Source organism: Brevibacterium sp. 50QC2O2 (genome assembly GCF_024580675.1).
GTDB classification, from domain to species: domain Bacteria; phylum Actinomycetota; class Actinomycetes; order Actinomycetales; family Brevibacteriaceae; genus Brevibacterium; species Brevibacterium moorei.
Genome location: NZ_JANIJZ010000009.1, coordinates 53104 through 78828, shown reverse-complemented (window position 1 = coordinate 78828; position 25725 = coordinate 53104). Strand labels below are relative to the sequence as shown.

Annotated in this window: 21 protein-coding genes; 12 read left to right on the top strand and 9 right to left on the bottom strand. The window is 68.3% G+C overall.

The genetic code is table 11. The features are described 5' to 3' along the window. Positions 1–30: 30 nt before the first annotated feature. Positions 31–1470 (bottom strand): FAD-dependent oxidoreductase, encoded by a 1440-nt coding sequence (locus NQ038_RS08915; RefSeq protein WP_257047852.1) that lies wholly within the window; start codon positions 1468–1470, stop codon positions 31–33. A gap of 36 nt (positions 1471–1506) precedes the next feature. Between NQ038_RS08915 and NQ038_RS08910 the strand changes: the two genes are divergently transcribed. Next, complete coding sequence (locus tag NQ038_RS08910) at positions 1507–3963, top strand: CDP-glycerol glycerophosphotransferase family protein (RefSeq protein WP_257062442.1); 2457 nt, start codon at positions 1507–1509, stop codon at positions 3961–3963. Positions 3964–3997: 34 nt separating this feature from the next. Continuing rightward, the gene (locus tag NQ038_RS08905; RefSeq protein WP_257047850.1) at positions 3998–4492 is read left to right on the top strand and encodes a low molecular weight phosphatase family protein; all 495 of its coding nucleotides are present in this window, start codon (positions 3998–4000) and stop codon (positions 4490–4492) included. Positions 4493–4549: 57 nt separating this feature from the next. On the opposite strand, the gene fbaA is transcribed toward NQ038_RS08905, so the two are convergent. Together fbaA and NQ038_RS08895 are read right to left on the bottom strand one after the other, a co-directional pair. Continuing rightward, entirely contained in the window at positions 4550–5572 is a 1023-nt protein-coding gene (gene fbaA / locus NQ038_RS08900; protein WP_257047849.1) for a class II fructose-bisphosphate aldolase, read from the bottom strand. A gap of 90 nt (positions 5573–5662) precedes the next feature. After that, on the bottom strand, positions 5663–6994 hold the full coding sequence (locus NQ038_RS08895; RefSeq protein WP_257047848.1) for an MFS transporter: 1332 nt from the start codon (positions 6992–6994) through the stop codon (positions 5663–5665). A gap of 304 nt (positions 6995–7298) precedes the next feature. On the opposite strand from NQ038_RS08895, the gene NQ038_RS08890 reads away from it, so the two are divergent. From NQ038_RS08890 to NQ038_RS08875, 4 genes are all read left to right on the top strand, one after another. Further along, positions 7299–8297, top strand: a complete 999-nt coding sequence (locus NQ038_RS08890) for a carbohydrate kinase (RefSeq protein ID WP_257047843.1) — start codon at positions 7299–7301, stop codon at positions 8295–8297. 77 nt (positions 8298–8374) lie between these two features. Next, positions 8375–9571 carry an acyl-CoA dehydrogenase family protein gene (locus tag NQ038_RS08885; RefSeq protein WP_257047842.1) on the top strand — a complete coding sequence of 399 codons (1197 nt, stop codon included), beginning with the start codon at positions 8375–8377 and terminating at the stop codon, positions 9569–9571. Between the two features lie 31 nt (positions 9572–9602). Further along, on the top strand, positions 9603–10733 hold the full coding sequence (locus tag NQ038_RS08880) for an acyl-CoA dehydrogenase family protein (RefSeq protein WP_257047839.1): 1131 nt from the start codon (positions 9603–9605) through the stop codon (positions 10731–10733). 127 nt (positions 10734–10860) lie between these two features. Then, a complete protein-coding gene (locus NQ038_RS08875; RefSeq protein ID WP_257047838.1) occupies positions 10861–11883 on the top strand; it encodes an NADP-dependent oxidoreductase in 1023 nt (340 codons plus the stop codon). A 151-nt stretch (positions 11884–12034) separates the two neighbouring features. Here NQ038_RS08875 and NQ038_RS08870 read toward each other — a convergent pair whose 3' ends face one another. From NQ038_RS08870 to pyrE, 4 genes are all read right to left on the bottom strand, one after another. Continuing rightward, the gene (locus NQ038_RS08870) at positions 12035–12664 is read right to left on the bottom strand and encodes a TrmH family RNA methyltransferase (protein WP_257047912.1); all 630 of its coding nucleotides are present in this window, start codon (positions 12662–12664) and stop codon (positions 12035–12037) included. Positions 12665–12732: 68 nt separating this feature from the next. Continuing rightward, entirely contained in the window at positions 12733–14109 is a 1377-nt protein-coding gene (locus NQ038_RS08865; RefSeq protein WP_257047837.1) for an ABC transporter permease, read from the bottom strand. Continuing rightward, positions 14110–14991, bottom strand: a complete 882-nt coding sequence (locus NQ038_RS08860; RefSeq protein ID WP_257047836.1) for an ABC transporter ATP-binding protein — start codon at positions 14989–14991, stop codon at positions 14110–14112. 39 nt (positions 14992–15030) lie between these two features. Further along, complete coding sequence (gene pyrE / locus NQ038_RS08855) at positions 15031–15603, bottom strand: orotate phosphoribosyltransferase (protein ID WP_257047835.1); 573 nt, start codon at positions 15601–15603, stop codon at positions 15031–15033. A 143-nt stretch (positions 15604–15746) separates the two neighbouring features. On the opposite strand from pyrE, the gene bioB reads away from it, so the two are divergent. Then, a complete protein-coding gene (bioB, locus tag NQ038_RS08850) occupies positions 15747–17018 on the top strand; it encodes a biotin synthase BioB (RefSeq protein ID WP_257047834.1) in 1272 nt (423 codons plus the stop codon). 460 nt (positions 17019–17478) lie between these two features. Further along, on the top strand, positions 17479–18285 hold the full coding sequence (locus NQ038_RS08845; RefSeq protein WP_257047833.1) for an exodeoxyribonuclease III: 807 nt from the start codon (positions 17479–17481) through the stop codon (positions 18283–18285). A 120-nt stretch (positions 18286–18405) separates the two neighbouring features. Here the strand turns inward: NQ038_RS08845 and clpB are convergent, their stop codons facing one another. Both clpB and NQ038_RS08835 read right to left on the bottom strand, forming a co-directional pair. After that, positions 18406–21009, bottom strand: a complete 2604-nt coding sequence (gene clpB, locus NQ038_RS08840; protein ID WP_257047832.1) for an ATP-dependent chaperone ClpB — start codon at positions 21007–21009, stop codon at positions 18406–18408. Between the two features lie 107 nt (positions 21010–21116). Then, the gene (locus NQ038_RS08835; protein ID WP_257047830.1) at positions 21117–22820 is read right to left on the bottom strand and encodes a Na+/H+ antiporter; all 1704 of its coding nucleotides are present in this window, start codon (positions 22818–22820) and stop codon (positions 21117–21119) included. Between the two features lie 230 nt (positions 22821–23050). Between NQ038_RS08835 and NQ038_RS08830 the strand changes: the two genes are divergently transcribed. The 4 genes from NQ038_RS08830 (at position 23051) to NQ038_RS08815 (ending at position 25724) form a co-directional block, all read left to right on the top strand. Then, complete coding sequence (locus NQ038_RS08830; RefSeq protein ID WP_257047829.1) at positions 23051–23284, top strand: hypothetical protein; 234 nt, start codon at positions 23051–23053, stop codon at positions 23282–23284. Positions 23285–23365: 81 nt separating this feature from the next. After that, positions 23366–23920, top strand: a complete 555-nt coding sequence (locus NQ038_RS08825; RefSeq protein ID WP_257047828.1) for a MarR family winged helix-turn-helix transcriptional regulator — start codon at positions 23366–23368, stop codon at positions 23918–23920. A gap of 41 nt (positions 23921–23961) precedes the next feature. Continuing rightward, a complete protein-coding gene (locus NQ038_RS08820) occupies positions 23962–24774 on the top strand; it encodes an enoyl-CoA hydratase (protein WP_257047827.1) in 813 nt (270 codons plus the stop codon). Next, positions 24771–25724 carry an NAD(P)-dependent oxidoreductase gene (locus NQ038_RS08815; RefSeq protein ID WP_257047826.1) on the top strand — a complete coding sequence of 318 codons (954 nt, stop codon included), beginning with the start codon at positions 24771–24773 and terminating at the stop codon, positions 25722–25724. Before NQ038_RS08820 ends, NQ038_RS08815 begins: the two co-directional genes overlap by 4 nt. The last annotated feature ends 1 nt before the right edge of the window (position 25725 follow it).

Sequence of the window (25725 nt, the reverse complement as noted above, 5' to 3'; positions counted from 1 at the left end):
TCTTAGTGTAGTCAGACCCACGGTTTTGGCCTAAGCCCCTGGATTGTGGCGTTGCTCAACGTGGTCTGTGGGCCGAATGTGGGTTCCTTCGGAAAGACCGGGCTTGCGCATTCGGTCGGACTTGCGCGCTTTGAGCGCCTTCTTCAACTCGAAGCCGTCGGCAGCTGCTTCGGCCCGGGTGATCCGCTCATCGCCGGCGAGCGCCAGGGCCTTCTTGGCGGCATTGTGCGCCGCCGGCGCTCCCAGGGTCTCGACCCCGGTCAGAGGCGCGTGCGGGTCCGCACCGCCGAACAGCAGCACCTGGCCGTCACCGGAGCCGAGGTCGCCCAGGACGATCGGCACGGCGGCGGTTTCCGCCGTGCCGCCCGGCTCCCCCACCGTGAAGAGCCGCAGTGGGCCCTGGAAGCTCCAATGCCAGCCGAGCTCGCACCAGACGGCCGCCGTGCCCGCGGGCTGCGCACGTTCTGCCAGGCGTGTGCCCAGCCAGGCGCCCTGACCGTTGGCCAGCGACTCCGAACCGTATGCGGGCTCGGCGTCGTCGATGAGCCGGGCGATATCACCGATCGCATAGACCTCGCCGCCGGCCCCGGCCACGCGCAGCCGCCGGTCGACCAACAGGTGCCCCTGAGGCGTGCGCTGCCATTCGTCGGGCAGGCCAGGGGGCAGGGCGGGCACGGCCCCGGTGGCGACCAGCCACAGCGCGTGGGCGCCGGCCGCGGGGGCCGGATCGTGTGCGGCGAAGGCGACACCGGCGGCACTGTGCAGCTCGCACAGGGCCAGGCGCATGGGGGTGCTCAGGCTCGTCACGGGCAGCTGCCCGCGCAGGTGGACAGTGGGGTGCGCACCGGCCTCGGCGGCGGCCCTGGCCATTTCCAGAGCCAGATAGCCCGAGCCGAGGACGCCGATATCGCGCACGGGCGCCACGTGGCCCGGCCCCAGCCCCAGGGCGGCGCGGGCGGCGAGCGCGGAGTCCGCGTCGAAGATCCGCAGTGCCCGCACGCCATCCAGCGCCGCCGGTACCGGGCGCGGGCGCATCCCGGTGGCCAGGACCAGGACGTCATAGGTCACGGTGGTGCCGTCGTCCAGGTGGATGGCGCCGGCCGCTGGTCTGTCCGGAGCCGCACCTGGCAGGGCCGGTTCGGGCACGGACTCGTCGATCCGGGTCACCGTGCCGGTGCGTCGGCGCACGCGGGGCGCGCCGTCCTGCGCTCCGTCGGCCAAGCCCCCCGGCCGGTCAGCGGGCCACAGTCGGGCGGGCTCCGCCTCGGGGTCGAACAGGGATTTCGACAGGGGAGGGAGCTCCACGGGGTCCGCCCGTGAGTCGATGAGGGTCAGATGTCCCGTCCGGGGGCCGGCCGCAGCCCAAGCGCGGGCCAGTGCGGTGCCGGCGGCACCCGCGCCCACCACCACCGTGTTCGGGGACGAATCGTTCTGCTCGGAGTTCGATTCCGGATCGACGCGTGCTGCCATACGGCCCACCCTAGCCGGTGGACTAGACTGCTTGGAATGAAGAAGCCTGTCTTCACGTTCACCGGCGGCAATGTCTCCAAACTGCTCGCCATCCCCAAATACGCGGGTTCCTTTCTGCTCTCGAAGTTCGTCCCGCGCAAGAGCGACCGTTGGGTGTTCGGCTCGGGCATCGGCGTGGGCGAGGGCGCCCTGGTCGTCGCCCGGCGCCTCAAGCGCGAGGACGCGCACGCGCAGATCAGCTGGCTGACCGCCGATGCCGACCAGGACCGCGCCGCTGCGGCAGAGGGCTTCGCCCCCGTGCGCCGGAAGTCGGCCGCCGGGTACTGGGCCACGCTGCGCGCCGGCCAGATCGTCATCACCCACGGCTTCGGCGACGCCAACCGCTACGGAGTCTTCGGCGGCTACGTCGTCCAACTGTGGCATGGCGTGCCCCTGAAACTGCTACACCTGGACTCCCCCTCCGTGACCAGTCTGCCGGGCGCCGCGGGGCGCCTGGCCCACCTGCTGGGACCCGCGCAGAAGATCCTGGCACGGATGTACTCCTATGGCGATCAGCAGATCTCCCTGTTCGTCGCCGGCGCCCCGGAGACCGCCAGGCGCCTGCGCTCGGCCTTCCGACTGGATCCCGGGAGGGTCCGCGTGCTGGGCGATCCTCGCGTGGACGAACTGGCCGCCCAGGCGGAGAGTCCGGCCAAAGCAGCCGCTGCCCGCGCGCGAATCCTCACGGTGCTGGGCCTGCCGGCGGAGACCTCGGGCCCGCTGGTGATCTACGCGCCCACCTGGCGCAACGGCGATGAGGACCCGGCGGTGCCCACCGATGCCGAGGTCGCCGAACTGCGCGCGGTGCTCGAGCGCATCGACGGGCATCTGGCGATCCGGCCGCACCGCCTGGGCTTCGGCCCCTATGAACGGGTCGCCTCCGGGCGCATCCACCTGTTGGGCTCGGACCTGATGCCCGAGGTGACCGGCGATCTGGGCGCCTTCGACGCGCTCATCACCGACTACTCCTCGATCGCGATCGACTACTCGGTGCTGGGCCGGCCGATCATCTGGTTCGCCCCCGACCTCGAGGTCTACGCCGCGACCCGCGGGCTCTACGAGCCCCTGGAGGACACGGTGGGCCCCGACGGCTCGGTGTTCCACACCTGGGGCACCACGCTGAACTATCTGGAACAGGCGCTCAGCTCCGGATCCACCGCCGGCCGGTTCGCCCACGCCGCCGCCGTGGACCTGTCCTATCGGTTCCACAGCTTCCCCAAGGGAGCCTCGGCGGCCCGGGTGCTGCGCCAGATCCGCCATGACCGGCTGCCGGAGTCACAGCTGGTGGAATCCGGCGGCGTGTTCTTCGAGAGCTTCTACGGCCGCCAGGTCTCGGACAATCCCCTGGCCATCGACGCCGAGGTGGCCCGCCGGTTCCCGGCCCTGCCCCGGTACTGGTCGGTCACCGACGAGGACGAACAGGTGCCCCAGGGGGCACAGGCCGTCCTGGTGGGCAGCCCCGAATGGTTCGCCGCCCGTCGGCGCTCACGCCTGCTGGTGGTCAACGACTGGCTGCGCTACGGCTTCCGGGCCCGCCGCGGCCAGCACGTGCTGCAGACCTGGCACGGCACGATGTTGAAGAAACTGGCGATCGCCAAGCCGGACGCCACCCTGCGTTCGAAATTCGCAGCCGCCAGGGAGTCGGGCCGCTGGGACCTGTTGTTGAGCCAGAACCCGCATTCGACCGCCGAATTCCGCCGCTGTTATGCCTACCGCGGTCCGATCCTGGAGACCGGTTATCCGCGCGACGACCGGTTGGTACACGCCCTGGACGAAACGGGCCGGCCCACCTGGCAGGCGCGCAGTGCTGCGGCCCGCGTGCTCGGCGCGGATCCGGAGACCCGCATCCTGGTCTACGTGCCGACCTGGCGTTACGAGGGGACCCGGCCGGTGGAGCTGCTGGATCCGCAGTGGCTGGCCGAACGCCTGGGCGCCGACTGGACGATCGTGGTGCGCGGGCACACCAGGGCCGCCGGCGGTGCCACCGCCCGTTCCACCCTGCGCGAGGTCGATTCCGAATCGGCCGAGCTCGAACCGGCCGGGCCGGCGCCGGCGGCCACCGTCGCCGAGGTCATCGACGCCTCCGCCCACCCGGATGTCGCAGATCTGTTCCTGGCCGCCGATCTGCTCATCACGGATTACTCCTCGGTCATGTTCGATGCGGCGATCACGGGCGTGCCAATGCTCTTCTTCGCCCCTGACAAGGACAGGTACGACGGGGAGCGCGGCTTCACCTTCGACTTCGACGCCGCAGCCCCCGGACCGGTTCTGACCGACCGGGAAGCACTCATCGGCCTGGTCGAGGCGCTGAGCGCCCAGGGATCCGATGCCGGCTGGGTGCGCGATTACGCCGAACGGGCCGCCGCCTGGCGGGAGCGCTTCATCGTCCACGACGACGGCCACGCGGCCGCCAGGGTGGTCGACGACCTGGTCGAGCGCGGCTGGCTGGGCTGAGCCGTTGGCCGGTCTGAACCGTTAGGGTGGGGGCATGTTACCCACCGTGATGTTCGTGTGCACCGGCAACACCTGCCGTTCCCCCGTGGCCGAGCGCCTGGCCGCCCTGCTCGATCCCGACACCCGCTTCGTCTCCACCGGAACCTATGCGATCTTCCCGTCGATCGATGCGGATATGGCGGCCCAGTTACGTCGCCTGGGCGGTGACGACACCGGTTTCAGCGGCACCCAGCTCAGCGCGGCCAATGCCGCCGCGGCCGATCTGATCGTGGCGCTGACCCGCGAACACCGGCGCTTCATCGTCGAGTCCCTGCCGGGTGCGGCCGAGCGCACCGTGATGCTCAAGCCCTATGCCAGGGCGGTCGCCGCAGGCCAGGCCACGGCCTGGAATCCACCGGCGGACCTCGCGGCCGGGGTCAACGGCGACTCCTCCGACGATGTGGCCGATCCCTACCGGCTGGGCTGGAACGAGGCGGAGCGCGCCGCGGATGAGATCCACGACGCGCTCCGGACGATCCTGCGCCTCTAGTCCGGCGCAACCGGGGTGGGACGGAAGCCGTCCCGCCCCGGCGACACCGACCGTAGGTCACTTCATGGCGTTGCCGGCCGAACCCAGTTGGCCGGCGGCCAGGGTGATGCGCGCGGCCATACCGGCCTCGCCCGCCTTGCCCCAGGCACGCGGGTCGTAGGCCTTCTTGTTCCCGACCTCGCCGTCGATCTTGAGCACGCCGTCGTAGTTCTTCAGGATGAAGTCGGCCACGGGACGCGTGAAGGCGTACTGGGTGTCGGTGTCGATGTTCATCTTCACCACACCGTAGGACACGGCCGCCGCGATCTCCTCGGCCGAGGAGCCGGAACCACCGTGGAACACCAGGTCGAAGGGCCGGTCCACACCGAACTTCGCACCCAGCTCGGCCTGGATGTCTTTCAGGATCTCCGGGCGCAGCTTGACGTGGCCGGGCTTATAGGACCCGTGCACATTGCCGAAGGTCAGGGCGGTCAGATAGCGGCCCTTCTCCCCCAGGCCCAGCTTCTCGATCGTCGCCAGACCGTCGGCGGCGGTGGTGTAGAGCTTCTCGTTGATCTCACCGGTCACGCCGTCCTCTTCGCCGCCCACGGCACCCACCTCGATCTCCAGGATCTGGTGGGCTGCATGGGTCAGTTTCAGCAGGTCGGCTGCGATGTCGAGGTTCTCCGGGACCTCGATCGCCGAGCCGTCCCACATGTGCGACTGGAACAGCGGGTCCTGGCCGCGGTCGACCCGCTCCTGGGAGATCGCGATGAGCGGCTTGACCCAGGTGTCGACCTTGTCCTTCTGGCAGTGGTCGGTGTGCAGCGCCACCTTCACGGGGTAGTTCTTGGCAACGGTCGCGGCATACTCGGCCAGGGCGACCGAACCGGTAATGCGGTCCTTGATGGTCGAGCCGGAGGCGTACTCCGCACCGCCGAAGGACAGCTGGAGGATGCCGTCGGATTCCGCCTCGGCGAAACCGCGCAGGGCTGCGGTGACCGTCTGCGAGGAGGTCACGTTGATGGCCGGGTAGGCGAAACCGCCCTCCTTGGCTCGATCGATCATTGCCGCGTATTCGTCGGGACTTGCGACGGGCATGGGTTCTCCTTAGTTCGGTGGGGCCGGATACTGCTCCCCATCTTTTCAAATGAGCCCCACCATGTCACGCCACCGGCCCCTGCGATCCGCTCAGCGGAGCCGATCGGCCGCCGCGTGAACCGCCCGCGAACCGGCGTGGGCGACCCGCCCCGGGGTGTGCGCGATCCGGGAGCCCGCAGCCCGCAGCCGGTCGCGCTTGCGCACGCGCACGACCTCGGACCCGTCCAGATCGAGCACCTGGCGCGAGGGCGAGGCCCCGGACAGCTTGCGCGCCACCAGCAGGACGGCCACGCCCAGGCAGATGAAGACCACGCCCAGCAGGGCCGGCGCGCGGTAGCCCAGACCCGCCGAGATCAGCACCCCGCCCAGGAAGGCGCCCAGGGCGTTGGACATGTTGAATGCCGAGTGGTTCAGCGCCGCCGACAGGCTGGGGGCGTCATAGGCGTCGCGGAACAGCCGGGCCTGCAGCGAGGTGGCGAACAGATTGCCGCCGGCGGCCAGCAGGAACAGCCCGGGCAGCACCACGACGGCGTGGCCCATGAACAGTCCCAGACACACCAGCACGAGGGCCAGGCCACCGAGCGCCCAGAAGGCCGCCCGGTCGATCGACTTGTCGATCAGGGGGCCCGCCACGAAGGCACCACAGGTCATGCCGACGCCGTAGAGCGCCAGGACCCAGGGCAGGACGGCAGGCGGCAGGCCCGCGACATCGGTCACAATGGGCGAGACGTAGGTGTAGACGGCGAACTGTCCCATGTTCCCGATCGAGCCGGCCACCAGGGCCAGCCAGACGGCGGGCCGTTTCAGGGTCGCGAACTCGCGGCGCACCCCTGCCGGGGTGTAGGCGATGTGTTCGGGCAGGCAGGCCTTGAGCGCCACCAGGGTGAACACTGCGACCACGACGACCAGTCCGTAGGCCGCCCGCCAGCCCAGGTTCGCCCCCAGCCAGGCCGCGATCGGCACGCCCACGATGTTCGCCACGGTCATGCCCATCCCCACCCGGGCCATCGCCCGGCCGCGCCGTTGCGGTTCGACCAGCGAGGCAGCGACGACCGCGGCAGTGCCCAGGTAGCCGCCGTGGGGCAGCCCGGAAAGGAAGCGGGCACCCAACAGCACCTCCATGTTCGGCGCCAGCAGTGCCACCACATTGCCCGCGGCGAACAGGCCGATGAGCGCCAACAACAGCGGTTTGCGCGGCAGCCGGGTGGTCAGCGAGGCCAGTAGAGGTGCGCCCACCACAACGCCAAGGGCGTATGCGGTGACGGCACGGCCCGCCTGCGGGATGCTCGCGCCCAGATCGTCGGCCAGCAGGGGCAGCACGCCCATGGTGGCGAATTCGGTGGTGCCGATGCCGAAGCCACCCAGGGCCAGGGCGGTCAGCGCCAGCACCAGGCGGCGGTCGGTGGAAGTGGAAATGGCCAAAGCGCTCCTTCTGGGCCGGTGGCGGTCGGGATCCGAGATCTGTGATGACTGTGCGGATGACTGTGCACTCCGGGCAACACGGATAGACCCTGGGAACGCGCCGGGGCGCACTCGTGGCAGGGTCTGCAGCATTGCGGGAGGTGGTCCGATTGGACCGATGAATCAATTCTCCACCCCGCCGGGGCGGTCTGTGAAGGGGTTTCCGGTGGTTTTCGAGCCTGCTTCCCTGTGCAATCGGGCACACGGTCTGCGCGCCGATCCCCACGAGTGCGCATGGGTTGTCGAGAGGGCCCAGAATAAGACCATGACAGACACCGACTCGACCGGCGCCGACTTCCTCATCATCGGCGAGGCCGTCATCGACATCGTCCGCCCGGCCCACCATCCCGACGGCTCCCACGATGTGGAACACGTGGGCGGTTCCCCGGCCAATGTCGCCCTGGGCCTGGCCCGGCTGGGCCACCGGGTCCGCTTGGCCACCGCGCTGGGCGCGGTTGCGGGGACCGGCCCCGATCGGCACGCCCGCCGGATCGCCGAAAGGCTGGAGGCATCCGGAGTGAACATCGACGCGGGATCCCATCGGCTGGCGCGCACGCCCACCGCGCTGGCCACCCTGGACGAGGCGGGATCCGCACAGTACCGCTTCGACCTGGCCTGGGAGTTCGACCCCGCCGCCCACCCAGCGCCCACCGGCCACGTCCACACGGGTTCCATCGCGACCTTCCTGGAGCCCGGCGCCACCGCCCTGGTGGACTACCTGCGCGGGCTGCGCACAGGATCCGACGGGATTGCCGCCGCCCACGGCACGCACCCCAGCATCAGCTTCGATCCGAACATCCGGCCCACCCTGGTGGGATCGCGGGAGGAGGCCAGGGCCCGGACCGAGGAGATCTGCGCGCTGGCCGATGTCGTCAAGGCCAGCGATGAGGACCTGGCCTTCCTCTACCCCGGGGTGCCACTGACACGGGTCATGCGCGACTGGGCCGGGCTGGGCCCGGCCCTGGTGGTCATCACCCGTGGCGGTGCCGGGGCCCTAGCCTGCACCGGCGGTCGGGTCGTCGAACTGCCCGCCTCCCCCACCGCGGTCGTCGACACGGTCGGCGCGGGCGATTCCTTCATGGCGGGATTGCTCTCGGGCCTGGCCGATGCAGGCGCCCTGGGTCCGTGGGGCCCCGAGCGCACGCGGCGCCGGCTCGATCCGGCCGACTGCCTGCCGGCCCTGCAGCGGGCGCTGGCCGCGGCCTCGGTCACGGTCGGGCGCGCCGGCGCCGATCTGCCCCTGCGGTGCGAATTAGGGGCCTGAAGCTCCCGTTGCCTTCGAGAGCATAAGCGGCTTAGACTCGGAGATGTCTAAACTGAACGAACGATCGAGGAAGTTCCATGGATAATCTCCTGAACAAGGAAGAACTCGAATTCGCAGAGCACATGCGCGAGTTCTATCGCACCGAAATCCCAGAGGACATCCGGTACCGCCAGGCCATCGGCAGCGAAGAGGGCACCCACGACGATGTGGTCGCCACGCAGCGGATCCTCAACAAGCACGGATACGCCGTGCCCAACTGGTCCGTCGCCTCCGGCGGTCAGGACTGGACCCCGGTCCAGCGCCACATCTGGCTCAACGAGATGCAGCTGGCCTGCGTGCCCCAGCCCCTGGCCTTCAACGCCTCCATGGTCGGCCCGGTCATCGACACCTTCGGCTCGCAGGAGATCAAGGACCGTTTCCTGCCAGCGACGGCGAACATCGACATCTGGTGGTCGCAGGGCTTCTCGGAGCCCAATGCGGGTTCCGACCTGGCCTCGCTGAAGACCTCGGCTGTCAAGCAGGGCGATAAGTACATCGTCAACGGCCAGAAGACCTGGACCACGCTGGGCCAGTACGGCGACTGGATCTTCACCCTGGTCCGCACCGACCCGAACGTCAAGAAGCAGGCCGGCATCTCCTTCCTGCTCATCGACATGAAGTCCCCGGGCCTGACCGTGCGCCCGATCCAGCTGATCGACGGCGGCCACGAGGTCAACGAGGTCTTCTTCGACAATGTCGAGGTACCCGTCGAGAACCTGGTGGGCGAGGAGAACAAGGGCTGGACCTACGCCAAGTTCCTGCTGGGCAATGAGCGCACCGGCATCGCCCGGGTGGGCGAGTCCCAGGTCAAGCTGGCCCGCGCCAAGGCCTATGCCGCCGCCACCAAGACCGCCAAGGGCTCCCTGCTGAACGACCCGGCCTTCTCCGCGCGCATCACCACAATCGAAGCCGAACTCAAGGCCCTCGAGTTCACACAGCTGCGCATCCTGTCGACCCAGGTCGCCGGTGCCGACAAGCCCGACCCCCGGTCCTCGATTCTGAAGCTGCGCGGTTCGCGCCTGCAGCAGGACATCACGGAACTGCTCACCGACATCGTCGGCCCGCAGGGACTCGACTTCGTCGACTCCCGCGAGGTCCGCACCAAGTTCACGACCCTGCCCCACGGCGCGGCCGATGCGCTCAAGACGTACTTCAACTACCGCAAGGTGTCGATCTACGGCGGCTCGTCCGAGGTACAGCTCGGCATCATCTCGAAGGCCCTGCTGGGCCTGTGACGGCCCGACGTTAAGAGGAGGAACACATTTCATGGATCTTGAACTCACCGACATCCAGCAGGAACTGGGCGCGACCGTTGCCCGCCTGCTCAAGGACAAGTACGACGCGTCCGCCCGTGAGGCCATCCTGGCCGGCGAGCTGGGCTACAGCGAGGAGATCTGGCAGCAGTTCGCCGAACTGGGCCTGACCTCGCTGACCATCCCCGAGGAATTCGGCGGAGCCGGCATGGGCTTCGGCGAGGTCGCCGTGGTGATGGAGGAATTCGGCAAGGCGCTCGTGCTCGAGCCCTACGTCCCCACCGTCATCCTGGGCGCCGGCCTGGTCGAGGCGCTGGGCACCGACGCCCAGAAGGAGGAGATCCTCCCCGCCGTGGCCGAGGGCGCGAAGAAGCTGGCGTTCGCCGGCTATGAGCCGCTGGCCCGCTACGAGCTGGCCAGCCCGTCCACCACCTTCGCCGACGGTGTGCTCAACGGCGAGAAGGTATCGGTGTGGGGCGGCGACGCAGCCGACACCTTCATCGTCTCGGCGAACAACGACGGGGTGCTGTCCCTGTTCCTCGTCGATGCCGCTGCTGCGGGCGTCACCGTGGACCCGCGCCGCCAGGCCGACGGCCTGGGCAGCGCAGCGGTGCTCTTCGAGAACGCCCCTGCCACCCCGCTGGGCGCGGGCGACCCGAGCGCCGCACTGGAGTACGTCATCGACACCGCCAATGCGGCACTGGCCGCCGAAGCGGTGGGTGCGATGGAGTCCGCATTGGCCATGACCGCGGACTATCTGAAGACCCGCGAGCAGTTCGGCGTGGCGATCGGCACCTTCCAGTCGCTGCAGTTCCGCGCCTCGGAGTGCTACGCCCTGCTCGAGGACGCCAGGTCGATGGCCCTGTACGCGAAGCTGGCGATCGTCCAGGACCCCGATGGCACCTCCAAGGAACGCCACCGCGATGTGCTGGCGGCCAAGCTCGTCATCGACAGCTCCTCGCGCCACATCATGCAGGAGTCGATCCAGCTACACGGCGGCATCGGCATGACGATGGAGTACCCGATCGGACACTACGCCAAGCGCCTGACCGTCATCCCGCGCACCTTCGACGAGCAGGGCACGGTCAACCAGGAGCTGGCCGATCTGGGCGGCCTGGTGGAGCCGGCAGCAGCCGATCTGTAACATCCGCTGCGCCGTACCCCGGCCGCACACCTCACTGGGGCCGATGAATCACGCTGATTCCTCGGCCCCAGTGGCGTATCGGCACACGGACGCATCCACCACACCCGGCAAAGGAGAATCGAGAACCATGAGCACCAAGAATCAACGCTTCATCCTGGCGGCCCGCCCGCAGGGCCTGCCCGGCCGCGAACACCTCCACTTGGAGGAGACCGAGGTCCCGGTCCCCCGCGATGGCCAGGCCCTGCTGCGCACCTTGTACCTGAGCCTGGACCCGTATATGCGCGGACGCATGTCCGACGCCCGGTCGTATGCCAAACCGGTTGAGATCGGCCAGACGATGGTCGGCGCCACCGTCGCCGAGGTCGTCGAATCCCGATCCACCGCGGTCAGGGCCGGCGACATCGTGCTGGCCTACGGCGGCTGGCAGACCTTCTCCGTACAGCCCGCAGACACGCTGCGCGTCCTCGATGCCTCCGTGGCACCTGTGACCACGGCACTGGGCGTACTGGGCATGCCCGGTTTCACCGCCTACTCCGGCCTGCTGGCCATCGGCCGCCCGCAGCCCGGTGAGACCGTGGCGGTGGCCGCCGCCACCGGCCCGGTGGGCCTGACGGTGGGCCAGATCGCCCGTCTCAAGGGCGCCAGGGCGATCGGCATCGCCGGTGGGCCCAAGAAGACCGCGCTGTTGGAACAGGTCGGCTTCGATGCGGCCCTGGACCACCGGGAACCCGATCTGCGGGGACGGCTCAAGGCCGCCGCGCCCCAGGGCATCGACGTGTACTTCGAGAACGTCGCCGGCCCCGTCTGGTGGGATGCTGTGCTGCCGCGTTTGAACACCTTTGCGCGCGTTCCCGTGTGCGGCCTGGCAGCACAGTACAACGGCGTGGACCACCCCACCCCGGCCGGCACCGGGGAACGGCTGATGAACGCGGTCCTCACGCGCAGTCTGACCCTCCGCGGGTTCATCCAGAGTGAGTTCGTCGAATCGATGGAGGCGGACTTCCTGCGCGAGATGACCGAGTGGGTGGCAAGCGGCCGGGTGAAGTACCACGAGGACATCACGGACGGCTTCGAGCACACCCCCGAAGTCTTCGCTGGGATGCTGCAGGGCAAGAACTTCGGCAAGACGATCATCCACGTCGCCGACTGACCCCCTTCGGCAGTGGCTCCACACTGGCACCTGTGGCTCGATAACTCACGACTTATCGAGCCACAGGCCCCTTTGTGGAGCCACCGGCAAGGCGCGGGCACTTACCCGAGGGCGCCCGACTCGCGAGGCCCCCGATGGGGTTGCTGCGGGGTCAGTTCACCCGCTGGCCGAATTCGTGCCTGCGGATCCAGGCGTGCATCGCGATCGCGGCCGCCGCTGCCGCATTCATCGACCGGGTCGACCCGTACTGCTCGATCGACAGCACGGCCCGGCATGCCGCATGGGCCTCGGGGGTCAGCCCCGGACCCTCCTGCCCGAACAGCAGCACGCACCGCTCGGGCAGCTCATAGGTCTCCAGCTGCTGGGAGTCGGGGAAATTGTCGATCCCGATCAGGGCCAGCCCGTTCTCCTCACACCAGGCGGCGAACTCCTCGACGCTGCCATGGTGGTGCACGTGTTGGTACCGATCGGTCACCATCGCCCCGCGCCGGTTCCAACGGCGCCTGCCCACGATGTGCACAGCCGCCGCGTTGAAGGCGTTGGCGGTGCGCACCACGGATCCGATGTTCAGATCGTGCTGCCAGTTCTCGACGGCCACGTGGAAGCCGTGGCGCCGCGTGTCCAGGTCCTCGATGATCGCGTCCATCGTCCAGTAACGGTAGCCGTCGAGCACATTGCGGCGGTCGCCCGTGCGCAGCAGTTCCGGATCGTAGCGCTCGTCGTCGGGCCAGGGGCCCTCCCAGGGGCCGAGGCCGACCTCCGGTGTCGTGCCCCCGGGCACCTCTGGGGTCGGAGCCGTCGTGGCGGGGGCCCCGGGCCCCGGAACCGGGGTCGCCCCGGCGTCCGCGCTCACTTGGCCTCGGGCTCCTCGGCAGCGGCGTCCGCTGCGTCATCGGCCGCGGACTCCTTGGCCGCCGCACCCGTGCGGTCCTTGGCGGTGGCCGTGAGCTTCTTGCTCTTGCGGGCCCTGGCCAGCTTGCCGGACCGGCCGGTGCCTGCCAGCAGATTCTTCTCATAGGCCGCCGAGGCCATGGCGCGCAGCACCAGCCCCACCACGACCGCGATGACCAGGGACACCAGGCCGACCCACCAGTCGGTCTGACCGCTGAGGTACAGCTTGGGAATGGCCACGGGCGCTGTCAGCGGGATGTAGCCCAGCACCTTCAGAACCAGTGAGTTCGCTGCGAAGAACATCGGCAGGAACGCACCCACCACGACCAGTACACCCGTGACCAGGTAGAACACCTTCGTGGAGCGGCGGCCCGACAGGCTGCCGGCCCACAGATACAGCGAGGGGAACACCAGGGCGGCGGCCAGGTAGACGGTCAGTCCCCAACCAAGGCCCGGCAGCATCTTGACCACCGGCTGGCTATAACCCAGGATCGACATGCCCAACAGCAGGATGACATAGGCCAGCAGGATGTAGATGAGGGCCGGGGTGAGTGCCCCGGTGACCCGGCCGCGCGCGATCGAGCGCACGGGCACTGCGGCGGCCATCACCTCGGAGATCCGACTGCGCTTCTCCAGCCGCAGAGTCTGGTAAACCGCCTGGCCCAGGCTCAGGAAGGCGATGATCGTCAGCGCCACCAGGCCCCACAGCACCGGAGTGGCCAGCTTCTGCGATACGGCCGGGGCGTTGAGCAGGGTGACACTGGGCTTGGGCGAGAGCTTGTCGATGATGTCGGAGGGCTCCTGGTCCAGGGCGATGAACGAGGAGGTCCCCGTCGTCTGGTCCTGGATATAGGCGGCGTCGGCCTTGCCCTCGCGCACAGCGTCCTGAGCGGCCTGGACCGATTCGACGTCGAGCACCTTCATGCCGAGCTGCTGCTCGGCCATCTGCTCCTGGCCCTTGACGCCCATCATCGCCAGCGTCTTCTCCGACGCATCGCCACCACCGGATGACGCCTTCGCCTGGTTGAAGCCGACGATCAGGGCCGCCAGCACGCCCAGCGCGATGACGAGCACCGCGACGATGAACAGTGGGCTCTTGGCCACCGCCTGGGTGTCCCTGTTGCCCACCAGCCAGGCGGCCTGACTCGGTTTGAGTTCGCGGAACTCGCTGACCAGACCGGTCGCGGGTTCGTCACCGGTGAGCACCAGATCGGCCAGCTCCTCCGGTACCTCTTCGCCGGGGAAGGTCTGCAGGGGCGCATCGCCCACGGCAGCTCCCAGGTCCTCGGGATCGTTCGCTCCGGCGCCGGGCGCCTTATCGTCTTTTTCACTCACTCAGATCAGCTCCCCGAACATCTCGTCCATTCCCGGTCGGTGGGGACCGAAGGCGCGTAGCCCCGGCAACCCGGCGACCGCCTCGCTCGCCTGTTCTGCGGTCTGCGCCGCGAACTGGATCGTGGCGCCGATCGCGGCGACCTCGGTGATCCCCCGCGCACCCTCCAAACGGGTCACGGCCCGTTCCGCCTGTCGCTCGGCGCTCAATTCCACCCGGTACCCGGCCTGCTCGGCCTGCAGCTCGGCCAGCGTGCCCGCGGCCACCACCTTGCCGGCCGACAGCACCACCAGATCGTCCGCGACCCGGCCGGCGCCGGCGGCGTCGCTCGTGGTGAAGATGACGGGCACGCCCGAGGCCGCATGATCGCGCAGCAGGGAGAACACCAGGTCCAGGCTCTCCTCGTCGAGCCCGGAGAAGGGCTCGTCGAGCACCACCACGTCCGGATCGGCGGCCAGCGCGCCGGCCACATCGACGCGTGCGGCCTCGGCCCCGGTCAGCTGGTGCAACGGGGCGTAGGCGCGGTCGGACAGTTCGAGGCGCGAGAGCAGGGCGATCGCATTGTGTTCGGCCGCACCCAGGGTCATCCCGTGCAGGCGGGCGAAGAACACGATCTGGTCGAGCACCTTCATATCCGGATAGCCGCCGCGCTCGCCGGGCAGATAACCGAAGTTCTGCCGATCGCCGTAGCCCAGTTCCGTGCCCTCGAGGCTGATCGTGCCCTCGAAGTCGAGCAGGCCCATGATCGCGCGGGCCAGTTCCGTCCGTCCCGAACCGCGCCGCACGAGAACCCCGGTGATGCGGCCGGGGGCCGCCTGCAGGGAGACGTCGTCGAGCCAGGTCTTCCGGCCGGATTTCACCGTGATACCAGATAGTTCAAGCAAAGCCGTTCCTTCGTTGGTGTTGTTGGGCCCGCCCCGGACTCAGTCCAGTCCGAGGTCCGCGGTCGTCAGCGCCGACAGGTAGGGAATCCCCTGGGCCTCGACGCGTTCCTTGGCGCCGGTGTTGCGGTCCATGACCACGACCACCGCGACGACCTGCGCGCCCGCCTCCTGCAGGGCCTCGACCGCGGTGAGCACCGAACCTCCGGTCGTCGAGGTGTCCTCCACCGCGATGACCTTGCGGCCGGCCACATCCGGTCCTTCGACCCGACGCCCCATGCCGTGCTTCTTGGCCTCCTTGCGGACCACGAAGGCGTCCAGTGGGGTACCGCGGACCACCGAGCGGTGCATCACCGCGGTGCCCACCGGATCGGCGCCCATGGTCAGACCGCCCACGGCGTCGACCCGATCGAGTAGGTCGTTCTCCGCCAGCACGTCGAGCACGATGTCGCCGACCAGCGGGGCCGAACGGTGGTCCAGCGTGACCCGCCGCAGGTCCAGATAGTAATCGGCCTCCCGTCCCGAGGACAGGGTGACCTTCCCGCGGACAACCGCGAGTTCGTCAATGAGGGCGAGGAGTTGAGAGCGCGTATCCGCCGCGTGGTTCTGTGCCATGGTGCCCATTCTATTTGGATGGGGATCCCCGTGTGCGCAGGCGGGACTCAGACTCGCCGCCCGGACCGAGTCCGGAAGAGTCCCCTGAACAGTGTTCATGACCTAAGTTGACGCAGTCCTGAACGGTGTTCAATAGTGTGGGCATGACACTCACACGACAAGCGCACACACCATCGGCCCCGGGCGATTCCCCGGACCTCGAGGCCATCGCCACCCGCGCCATTCAGGGCTCCCCCGCCACTGCCGACGAGGCCCTGGCCATTCTGGGACTACCCGATTCCGCCCTACTCGACGCAGTCCACGCGGCCGGGCGCGTCCGCCAAGCCTTCTTCGCCAACCTGGTCAAGGTCAACTATCTGGTCAACCTCAAGTCCGGCCTGTGCCCGGAGGACTGCGGCTACTGCTCCCAGCGCCTGAACTCCGGTGCCGGGGTTCTCAAGTACTCATGGCTGAAGCCCACGGAGGCCGCCAGGCAGGCGGGCTTCGGGCTGGCCGGTGGGGCCAGCCGGGTCTGCCTGGTCGCCTCGGGGCGCGGGCCGACGGATCGCGACGTCAACCGGGTCGCCGATATGGTCGGTGCGATCAAGGAGGAGAATCCCTCGGTCGAGGTCTGCGCCTGCCTGGGACTACTCAAGGACGGACAGGCCGAACGCCTTGCCGCAGCGGGGGTCGACGCCTACAACCACAACCTCAATACAGCGCGCTCGCACTACCCCGACATCTGCTCCACACATTCATACGATGACAGGGTGGACACCGTGGCCCGCGCCAGGGACGCCGGGCTCTCTCCGTGTTCGGGCCTGATCGTGGGCATGGGCGAAACCGATGAACAGCTCGTCGAGGCGATCACGGCACTGCGCGCGATCGAATCCGATTCGATCCCGGTGAACTTCCTCATCCCCTTCGACGGCACACCCCTGGCCGGAACGAACGAGCTCGATCCCCGCCGCAGCCTGTTGATCCTGGCGGTTGTGCGCCTCATGTGCCCTGATCGGGAACTGCGGATCGCCGGCGGCCGTGAGCTCCACCTGCGCAGCCTGCAGCCGCTGAGCCTGCACGTGGCGAACTCCCTGTTCCTGGGCGATTACCTGACCAGCGAGGGCCAGGACGCGCAGGCCGACCTCGACATGATCGTCGACGGTGGATTCGAGGTCGTGGCCCAGACCGATACCGCGGGCCTGCGCGCCGAACTGGCGGCGCACCGGGCAGCCCACGCGGCCGCGACCGAACCCGGTGAGGCCGCACAGGGACCGGCCCGGCCCGCGGACGAAACCGGAAACACGCACTCCCCGATGCCGTGCGGCAGGCCGGTGCCCAACGGCCCAGGGGCGACCCGTGCAACCGGGGACGGACGCGTACTGATCCCTGCGATCCGCACCCGTGGCGCCGGGACCGAGGCGCCACCCAATTCCTGAGGCGCCGTCCCGTTCTCGGCGTCGACGCCCCGAGCGGCGAAAAGGCCGATGAATGAAAAGCGACCCCGGGGAGCGCAATGCTCAACCCGGGGTCGCAATCGGCACTCCCCTCGAGTACCTTGGACGCATCCCCACACGTCCATGGTCCATTCGATCCCCACCAAATGAACCGGTATAACCATAACCCGAACAGTCGTCCGATGACAAGTGGCCAAAAGGTAATTTAATTCGTTCAATAACCTTTTGACCTGGAAAAACATCGTATGTGAGCGCTCAGCACCCGAGTCGAACCAGAATACTCAAGAAACTCACATTCTGTTCCGAGTCGAATCCCATAGGCGATTCACCTGAATGTCATCGCCGCCATACATTCCCGTCATCCGCGACCGCATCCGAGGGCCACTGCCCGGCCGGCCCCGCGCCCCATCCCGGACGGTCCGACCGCCAGTAGACTGGATGGATGCGAATAGCGACGTGGAATGTGAACTCCGTCAGGGCCAGAGCCGAACGGATCGGGGCCTTCCTCGACCGTTCCGAGGTCGACGTTCTGGCGATCCAGGAACTCAAGTGCAAGGACGAGCAGTTCCCCGAAGAGGTCTTCACCTCCCGCGGCTACCAAGTGGCCTTCCACGGGCTCAACCAGTGGAACGGCGTGGCCGTGGCCTCCCGGGTGGGTTTGGAGGACCCGCAGATCGGGTTCGCCGATATGCCGGGCTTCGGCCCGGAGGGCTGGGGACCCGATGCCCCTGCGGAGGCGCGGGCGATCTCCGCCGTCTGCGACGGGGTACGCGTGTATTCCCTCTACGTACCCAACGGCCGGGAACTGACCCACCCGCACTACGCCTACAAACTCGACTGGCTGGCCCGACTCCGCGATGTCTGTGCCACCACCCTGCGGACCGATCCCACCGCACAGTTCTGCCTGGTCGGCGATTTCAATGTCGCGCCCTTGGACATGGATGTCTGGGACATGGCCGAATTCGACGGCGCCACCCACGTCTCCGAACCCGAACGCCGGGCCTTCCAAGAACTGCTTGACACCGGCCTGCGCGAGGTCACCCGTCCCTTCACGCCCGGTCCCGGCGTCTATACCTTCTGGGACTACAAGGGCTTGAGTTTCCCCAAGAAGAAGGGGATGCGCATCGACTTCGAGCTGGCCAGCCCCGCCCTGGCCGAACGTGCCACCGCCGCGCTGATCGACCGCGACGAGCGCAAGGGCAAGGGCGCCTCGGACCATGCGCCCGTCATCGTCGACTACGCGGACTGATCCGGCGGGCCCGTCCGCCCAGAATGCACGGGACACACACGTCCGGACACACGGCGGCCCCGGGATCCTTCCGGTTCCCGGGGCCGCCGTGTGTCCGGACGACCGACTCGGTCCGCCCGATCAGCCCTCCACGTGCTCGGCCGTGATCGTCAGGCCGTCGAACTCATTGGGCCGGTCCACCACCACGGTATCGCCGTCGCGCACGGTCCCCGAGAGGATCTCGCGGGCCAGCTTGTCGCCGATCTCGCGCTGGACCAGGCGCCGCAGCGGACGCGCGCCGTACGCAGGGTCATAGCCCTCCAGTGCCAGCCATTCGCTGGCAGCGGGGCTGACCTGCAGAGTCAGCCTGCGCTCGGACAGCCGTGCCTGCATCGAGGCGATCTGCAGATCGACGATGCGGGCCAGTTCGTCCGTGGACAGCGCGTCGAACATCACCACATCGTCGAGCCGGTTGAGGAACTCCGGCTTGAACGAGCGGTTGACGACCTCCATGACCGCCTTGTGCTGTTCTTCGGCGCTCAGGGACTGATCGACCAGGAACTGCGAGCCCAGGTTCGACGTCAGGATCAGAATCGTGTTCCTGAAGTCAACCGTGCGCCCCTGCCCATCGGTCAGTCGACCGTCGTCGAGGACCTGCAGCAGGATGTCGAAGACGTCCGGGTGGGCCTTCTCGACCTCATCGAGCAGCACCACCGAATACGGCCTGCGCCGCACGGCCTCGGTCAGCTGGCCGCCCTCTTCGTAGCCGACGTATCCCGGGGGCGCACCGACCAGGCGGGACACGGAGTGCTTCTCCCCGTACTCGCTCATATCGATGCGCACCAGCGAGCGCTCGTCTTCGAACAGGAAGTCCGCCAGGGACTTCGCCAGCTCGGTCTTGCCCACGCCCGTGGGACCCAGGAACAGGAACGAACCCGTGGGACGATCGGGATCGGACACCCCGGCACGCGACCGGCGGATCGCATCGGAGACGGCCGCCACCGCAGCGGACTGGCCGATCAGCCGACGCCCGATGATCTCCTCGGCGTGCAGCAGCTTCTCGCGCTCGCCCTGCAACAGGCGCCCGGCGGGAATGCCGGTCCAGGCGGAGACGACTTCGGCGATGTCGTCGGGCCCGACCTGTTCATTGACCATCCGGGACCCGGTCCCCTCGCCCTGTGCGTCCTCGGCCTCGGCCGCGGCGATCTCCTTCTCCACAGCGGGGATCTCGCCGTAGAGCAGACGGCTGGCGGTCTCCAGGTCGGTGTCGCGGCGCGCGATTTCGGCCTGTCCGCGGAGATCGTCGAGCTTCTTCTTCAGATCACCGACCCGATTCAGCCCGGCCCGCTGGGTCTCCCAGGTGGCGTTGAGCCCGGCGAGCTCCTCCTGCTTGTCCGCCAGATCGGTCCGCAGTGCGGCCAGGCGTTCCCTGGAGGCCTCGTCGGTCTCCTTCGACAGCGCCATCTCCTCCATCTTCAACCGATCCACGGAACGGCGCAGCTGATCGATCTCCACCGGGGCGGAGTCGATCTCCATGCGCAGACGGCTGGCGGCCTCGTCGACCAGGTCGATAGCCTTATCCGGCAGCTGCCGATCGGTGATATAGCGATTGGACAGGCTGGCGGCGGCGACCAATGCGGAGTCTGAGATCGTCACCTTGTGGTGGGCCTCGTAGCGCTCCTTGAGCCCGCGCAGGATGGCCACGGTGTCCTCGACACTGGGCTCGCCCACGAAGACCTGCTGGAACCGGCGCTCCAGGGCGGGGTCCTTTTCGATGTTCTCGCGGTATTCGTCCAGGGTCGTCGCACCCACCAGGCGCAGCTCGCCCCTGGCCAGCATGGGCTTGAGCATATTGCCGGCGTCCATGGAGCCATCGCCCGTGGCACCGGCGCCGACCACCGTGTGGATCTCGTCGATGAAGGTCACGACCTGGCCGTCGGAGTTCTTGATCTCCTCGAGCACTGCCTTGAGGCGCTCCTCGAATTCGCCGCGGTACTTCGCACCGGCGACCATCGAACCCAGGTCGAGGCTGATGAGCGTCTTATCGCGCAGGGACTCGGGGACGTCGCCGGCGACGATCCGCTGGGCCAGTCCTTCGACCACCGCGGTCTTGCCCACACCGGGCTCGCCGATCAGCACCGGGTTGTTCTTGGTCCGGCGGCTGAGCACCTGGACCACCCGGCGGATCTCCGAGTCGCGGCCGATCACGGGGTCCAGCTTGCCCTCGCGGGCGGCGGCCGTCAGATCCGTGCCGTACTTCTCCAGGGCCTGGAAGGTCTCCTCCGGGTTCTCGCTGGTGACCTTGCGGCCCCCGCGGATGCCGGGCAGGGCCTCGAGCAGGCCATCGCGGGTGACGCCGGCCGCACGCAGCAGCTCGCCCACCCCGCCCTGGTCCGCGGTCGCCGCGATGAGCAGGTGTTCGGTGGAGACGAACTGGTCGCCCAGCCCCTGCATCTCCTTCTCCGCGTTCTGGATCAGCAGCAGGGTGTTGCGCCCCATCTGCGGATTGTTCACCGTGGCGCCCGAGGCCGCGGGCAGTTCCGCGACCAGTTCACCCGACCGCGCCGCCAGGGCACGGGGATCGGCCCCCAGGTGCTCGATCAGCGACGCCGCGATCGAGCCCTCCTGTTCCAGTAGTGCGCGCAGCAGGTGTTCCGGCTGCAGCTGGGCATTGCCACGCGTTGTGGCGTCCTGTACGGCGGTCTGCAGTGCCTCCTGCGACTTCGTCGTGAGTTTGGCGTCCATCTGGACTCCCCCTTCCAGGTTCTGAACCTCGTGAGTTCTATCGTCTCTGATTGTCTCAGTCTGCTCAGTCCAACGCCAGAAAAGTTGAGTCTATTCCGCTCAACCCACTATTTCTCGCCCGCCGGTCCCCTCGGCGCGGTCTTGGGGTCCTTCGTCGCATCCGCCGGGGGCGCGGCCTTGGCAGCCGCCTTGCGCGCTGCGGGACGCGGGCGGACCAGCGGCAGCGTCATGGTGGGAGTGGAGTCGCCCAACAGCACCGTTTGCAGGTCCAGTCGGCGCATCACCTGGTCGGCCGCCTCGGGGTCGACTCCGCGCTCCCCACGGCACCGCAGCACCTCGGCGCGGGCCGCATTGAGCGACAGCGTCTGGTACTTGGCGAAGACCGCATTGTGCTTCTGGATCTTCTTCAGGGTGGCCTCGCGTTCGACCCCCTCATCGCCGCCGGCCAGTTGGATCTGCAGGGTGCGCAAACGGGCGCGCAGCTCCTCGCGGATCTCCTCCGGCACGTCATCTGCGTGTTTGAGCGCGTTGAGCGAGGCGCGCCTGGCCCTGGCCGCGATCATCTGCTCCTGTTTGTGTTCGTTCTTCGCGACCACGCTGAGCTTGCGGACGGCAGCGGGGAAACTCAGCCCCGCACCCAGCAGGGTCACGCCCAGGACCATGACCACGACCATCAGCATCGCATCGCGGCCGGGGAAGGGTGATCCGTCCGCCGTGGTCATCGGCAGCGACAGCGCCAGCGCCAGGGTCGCCAGTCCCCTCATCCCGCCCCAGGTCATGATCGTCACGCCCTTGAGGTAGTTCTTCAGGCCGAACTGCTTCTGCGCCTTGCGGTCGACCAGGAGCATGACCACGCCGATCCACAGGAAGCGCAGGATGATCATGAACAGTGAGATGACCAGGCCCGCGCGTGCGGCCTCCCACAGATTGACGTTCGTATCCATGATGGTCGCACGCAGCTCGATGCCGATCAGCCCGAAGGCCACACCCGTGATGAGCATCTCCAGGACGCTCCACGTCGCCTCCTGCATCACGCGCTCCTCCGCGCGTTCTGCCACATCCTGGCGTCGCGTCTCCAGTGCGGCGACGACGACGGCGATGACCCCGGAAGCACCCACGTGTTCGGCCACCAGGTACACGGCGAAGGGCATGACCAACTGCGCAGTGGACCGGGCGACCGTATTGTGCGAGAACTTCATGAGCCACTTGACCAGGAAGGCCATGACGAAGCCCACCACCACGGCCAGCACAGCGGAGATCACGAACCGCGCGGTCAGCCAGCCGAAGTTCAGCTTCTCGCCGGCGACGGTCGCCGACACCGCCAGCTGGAAGATCACCAGGGCGGCCGCATCGTTGAACAGCCCCTCGCTCTGGAACACCTGCTGGATCTTGCGCGGCAGCGGAGCCGAGGCCGAAACCGCCTCGACCGCCACCGGGTCGGGTGGGGAGACCATGGCGCCCAGCGCGATCGCGGCCGTCACGCCGATGCCCGGTATCAGCCAGACCGCCGAGGCGCCCACGATCGCCACCGTCGCCGCCACCAGGCCGACGGCCAGGAACAGGATGAAACGCCAGGTGGAGCGGAAGAGCATCCACGAGGTCCGCTGCGCGGTGGCGTACAACAGGGGCGGCAGGAAGATCGGGAGGATGAGCTCCGATTCGATGTGAACCTTCTCCATCCCCGGGATCAGTGCGATGGCCGTCCCCAGAAAGACCATAAGGGCCGGCCACGGCAGCGACAGGCGTTCGCCGACCCCGACGACTATCACCGTGCCCATCCCCAGCAGAATCAGCAGGACGATCATCGACATACAGCTCTCCCCTTCCCCCGACTACCCGTGTCCTCCGGCACCCGCACGCGACGAACCGGCAGAACGGACGTCACGGGGCACAAAAAATCCTATAAGTACAAGTCACTCGGCTCCTGATTCATTCCATCAGACGAACATTTCCGTTGTTTTTCCCACCGCCTATACTGGGATATCGAATGTCCACAGTCGGTACCCGTGTGCCGACTCATCCGAATCGACAAGGAGTCACCATGGCGCAAGTCGGCGCTTACAAGGGCAACCACAACACCTGGATCACCATCATCGGCGTCGTGCTGATGGCGGTCTTCCTCCTCCTCTCCTTCTACCTCTTCGGCGGGATCGCGGGACAGGGCGACGACCCCCTGGAGGCCTGGTACCTCACCGGCGGTCTGCTCAGCTTCTGCCTGGCGCTGTTCACCGGCGTGGAGTTCATCCCGTGGATGGAGCGCCACTTCGGCAAGTGAGCCGTGAATCCCCAGACGACGGTCCCCCTGGTGCGCGCACCAGGGGGACCGTCGTCTGGGAGGCGAACTAAGATGATACCCATGGGCACAGAGACATCCGATCAGACCGACGATTTACACCTTGACCAGCAGCTTTGCTTCCCCATCACGGTGGCATCGCGCCTCCTGGTGCAGGCGTACAAGGGGCCGCTGGAGCCGCTGGGCCTGACGCATCCGCAGTACCTCGTAATGCTGGCCCTGTGGGACCACTGGCAGGACAATCCCTCGGCCGCCGGCACCGGGGACTCCGGCATTTCGGCCTCCGACCTGGCCAAGCTGCTCAACTTCGAGATGGCCACCCTGACCCTGCTGCTGCGCCGGCTGGAGAAGCGCGATCTGGTCACCCGCGTGCCCGACCCCAACGACGAGCGCCGCCGCTACATCCACCTGACCCGCGCCGGCATCGAACTGCGCGCAACCGCCAAGGACGTCCCCACCCAGATGCGCGCGCGCCTGGGGCTGGATTCTGCGGAACTGGAGGCGATCACCCGCGCATCGCAGAAACTGGTCGACGCCCTGACCCACGACGACCTCCAGCGCCCGGCCGAGCACGTCCACCGGGGAACCAAGCAGGTCCGGGTCCGCCCCAAGGGGTGAGCCCTGCGGACACTCCGCCGGGTTCGTGACAGACTATGACCATGACCGATGAGCAGACACCCCAGCCCACGGACGCATCCGCGCTCGTCCTCCTCGACGTCACGGGACCGATTGCGACCGTCACCCTCAACGACCCGGCCACGCGCAATGCGCTGAGCCTACAGATGATGAACAGCCTCAGCTCCACCTTCCGGGCGCTGGGCAAGCGCACCGATGTGCGCGTCATCATCCTGCAGTCGACCGGACACGTTTTCTCCTCCGGCCACGACCTCAAGCAGATCCGTGGTGCCGCCCACCCGCAGCAGCAGGAGCTGTTCTACACCTGCTCCGCCCTGATGCAGCTCATCCAGCACATCCCCCAGCCCGTAATCGCCAAGGTCCAGGGCGTGGCCACCGCCGCCGGGTGCCAGCTGGCGGCGACCGCAGACCTGGCAGTCGCCTCGGAGGCGGCCAGGTTCGCCACCCCCGGCGTCAACATCGGCCTGTTCTGTTCGACCCCGATGGTCGCCCTGTCCCGTGCGGTGCCGCGCAAGCAGGCCATGCGGATGCTGCTGACCGGTGAGATGATCTCCGCCGAGCAGGCCTACCAGTTCGGTCTGGTCTCGCACTTGGCCGCCGCAACCGAACTCGACGAGGTCACCCTGGAGCTGGCCAGGACCATCTCCGAGGCCTCGAGCGCGACCGTGAGCATCGGCAAGCGGGCCTTCTACGATCAGATCTCCCTGTCGACCACGGAGGCCTACGCCCAGACCGTCCAGGTGATGGCCGACAACGCCATCGAGCACGACGCCCAGGAGGGCATCGACGCCTTCCTGAGCAAGCGCGAGCCGGTCTGGGAACACCGCGGGGCATGAACGTCGTCGTCACCGGCGCCTCCGGATTTCTGGGGGGCCTGATCGCCCGCGCACTGGTCTCCCGGGGCCGCCTGGTCACCAGTGTGGGCCGGACCGACCCCGGCATCGCGGGAATCACCCATGTGGACTGGGATCTGACCGGCCCCGCCCCCGCGGCGATCCGGTCCCTGGCAGAGCGCCGGCCGGCCGTGGTGCACGCTGCCGCCCTGACCCCGCGGGTGCCCGGTACGCCCGAACCCGCGCCCGAGTCCTTCCACGCCGTCAACGTCACCGGCACCCGCGCGGTGGTCGACGCCTTCGCAGCCAGTCGCCTGATCCACTTGTCGACGACCGCCGTCTACGATCCGCAGGTCCCACACGAGGAACTGTTCGAAGAGGCCGGCCCGGTCGAACAGGTGCGGTATCTGAGCCCCTATCAGGCCTCGAAGGCGCAGGCCGAGGCGGTCATCTCCCGGGTTCACCGCGATTCCCTCATCCTGCGCCCGGCGCCGGTCTACGCGCCCTGGGATCACAGCGATCCCTATCTGGTGCCATTCATCGGTGCCCATACGCACAAGGACGTGCTGGCACTGCCCGGTGGCGGGCGGGAACCGGTGAGCCTGTGCGCTCCGGAGAACCTGGTGTCCGCCGTCCTGGCGGGCCTGGAACATCCAGAGGTCACCGGCCCGGTCAACGTCGCCGACCCCAGCGCCTACCTACCCGAGCACGTGGTCAACCCCCTGATGGCCAGGGCCGGTCTGGAGCCGGTGAAGGTGGACGCCCAACCGGCGGATCTGGCCAGGGTCAAGGCAAGGGCGGCCCAGCGCGGGCTGGCCTGGGGCAAGCGGGCGCACCGCTGGCCACTGCCGGCGGTCGTCTGGATCACCGCCTCGCGCACCTACGACCTGACCCGGCTGGGCCTCCTGCTCTTCGTCGATCCCGTCGACGGCCTGAGCGCGGCACTGGACTGAG

What these genes read in the sequence shown, in the direction of transcription:
- NQ038_RS08915 (WP_257047852.1), bottom strand. Translation starts at nt 1,470, where the DNA reads ATGGCAGCACGCGTCGATCCGGAATCGAACTCCGAGCAGAACGATTCG.
- NQ038_RS08910 (WP_257062442.1), top strand. Translation starts at nt 1,507, where the DNA reads ATGAAGAAGCCTGTCTTCACGTTCACCGGCGGCAATGTCTCCAAACTG.
- NQ038_RS08905 (WP_257047850.1), top strand. Translation starts at nt 3,998, where the DNA reads ATGTTACCCACCGTGATGTTCGTGTGCACCGGCAACACCTGCCGTTCC.
- fbaA (WP_257047849.1), bottom strand. Translation starts at nt 5,572, where the DNA reads ATGCCCGTCGCAAGTCCCGACGAATACGCGGCAATGATCGATCGAGCC.
- NQ038_RS08890 (WP_257047843.1), top strand. Translation starts at nt 7,299, where the DNA reads ATGACAGACACCGACTCGACCGGCGCCGACTTCCTCATCATCGGCGAG.
- NQ038_RS08885 (WP_257047842.1), top strand. Translation starts at nt 8,375, where the DNA reads ATGGATAATCTCCTGAACAAGGAAGAACTCGAATTCGCAGAGCACATG.
- NQ038_RS08880 (WP_257047839.1), top strand. Translation starts at nt 9,603, where the DNA reads ATGGATCTTGAACTCACCGACATCCAGCAGGAACTGGGCGCGACCGTT.
- NQ038_RS08875 (WP_257047838.1), top strand. Translation starts at nt 10,861, where the DNA reads ATGAGCACCAAGAATCAACGCTTCATCCTGGCGGCCCGCCCGCAGGGC.
- pyrE (WP_257047835.1), bottom strand. Translation starts at nt 15,603, where the DNA reads ATGGCACAGAACCACGCGGCGGATACGCGCTCTCAACTCCTCGCCCTC.
- bioB (WP_257047834.1), top strand. Translation starts at nt 15,747, where the DNA reads ATGACACTCACACGACAAGCGCACACACCATCGGCCCCGGGCGATTCC.
- NQ038_RS08845 (WP_257047833.1), top strand. Translation starts at nt 17,479, where the DNA reads ATGCGAATAGCGACGTGGAATGTGAACTCCGTCAGGGCCAGAGCCGAA.
- clpB (WP_257047832.1), bottom strand. Translation starts at nt 21,009, where the DNA reads ATGGACGCCAAACTCACGACGAAGTCGCAGGAGGCACTGCAGACCGCC.
- NQ038_RS08835 (WP_257047830.1), bottom strand. Translation starts at nt 22,820, where the DNA reads ATGTCGATGATCGTCCTGCTGATTCTGCTGGGGATGGGCACGGTGATA.
- NQ038_RS08830 (WP_257047829.1), top strand. Translation starts at nt 23,051, where the DNA reads ATGGCGCAAGTCGGCGCTTACAAGGGCAACCACAACACCTGGATCACC.
- NQ038_RS08825 (WP_257047828.1), top strand. Translation starts at nt 23,366, where the DNA reads ATGGGCACAGAGACATCCGATCAGACCGACGATTTACACCTTGACCAG.
- NQ038_RS08820 (WP_257047827.1), top strand. Translation starts at nt 23,962, where the DNA reads ATGACCGATGAGCAGACACCCCAGCCCACGGACGCATCCGCGCTCGTC.
- NQ038_RS08815 (WP_257047826.1), top strand. Translation starts at nt 24,771, where the DNA reads ATGAACGTCGTCGTCACCGGCGCCTCCGGATTTCTGGGGGGCCTGATC.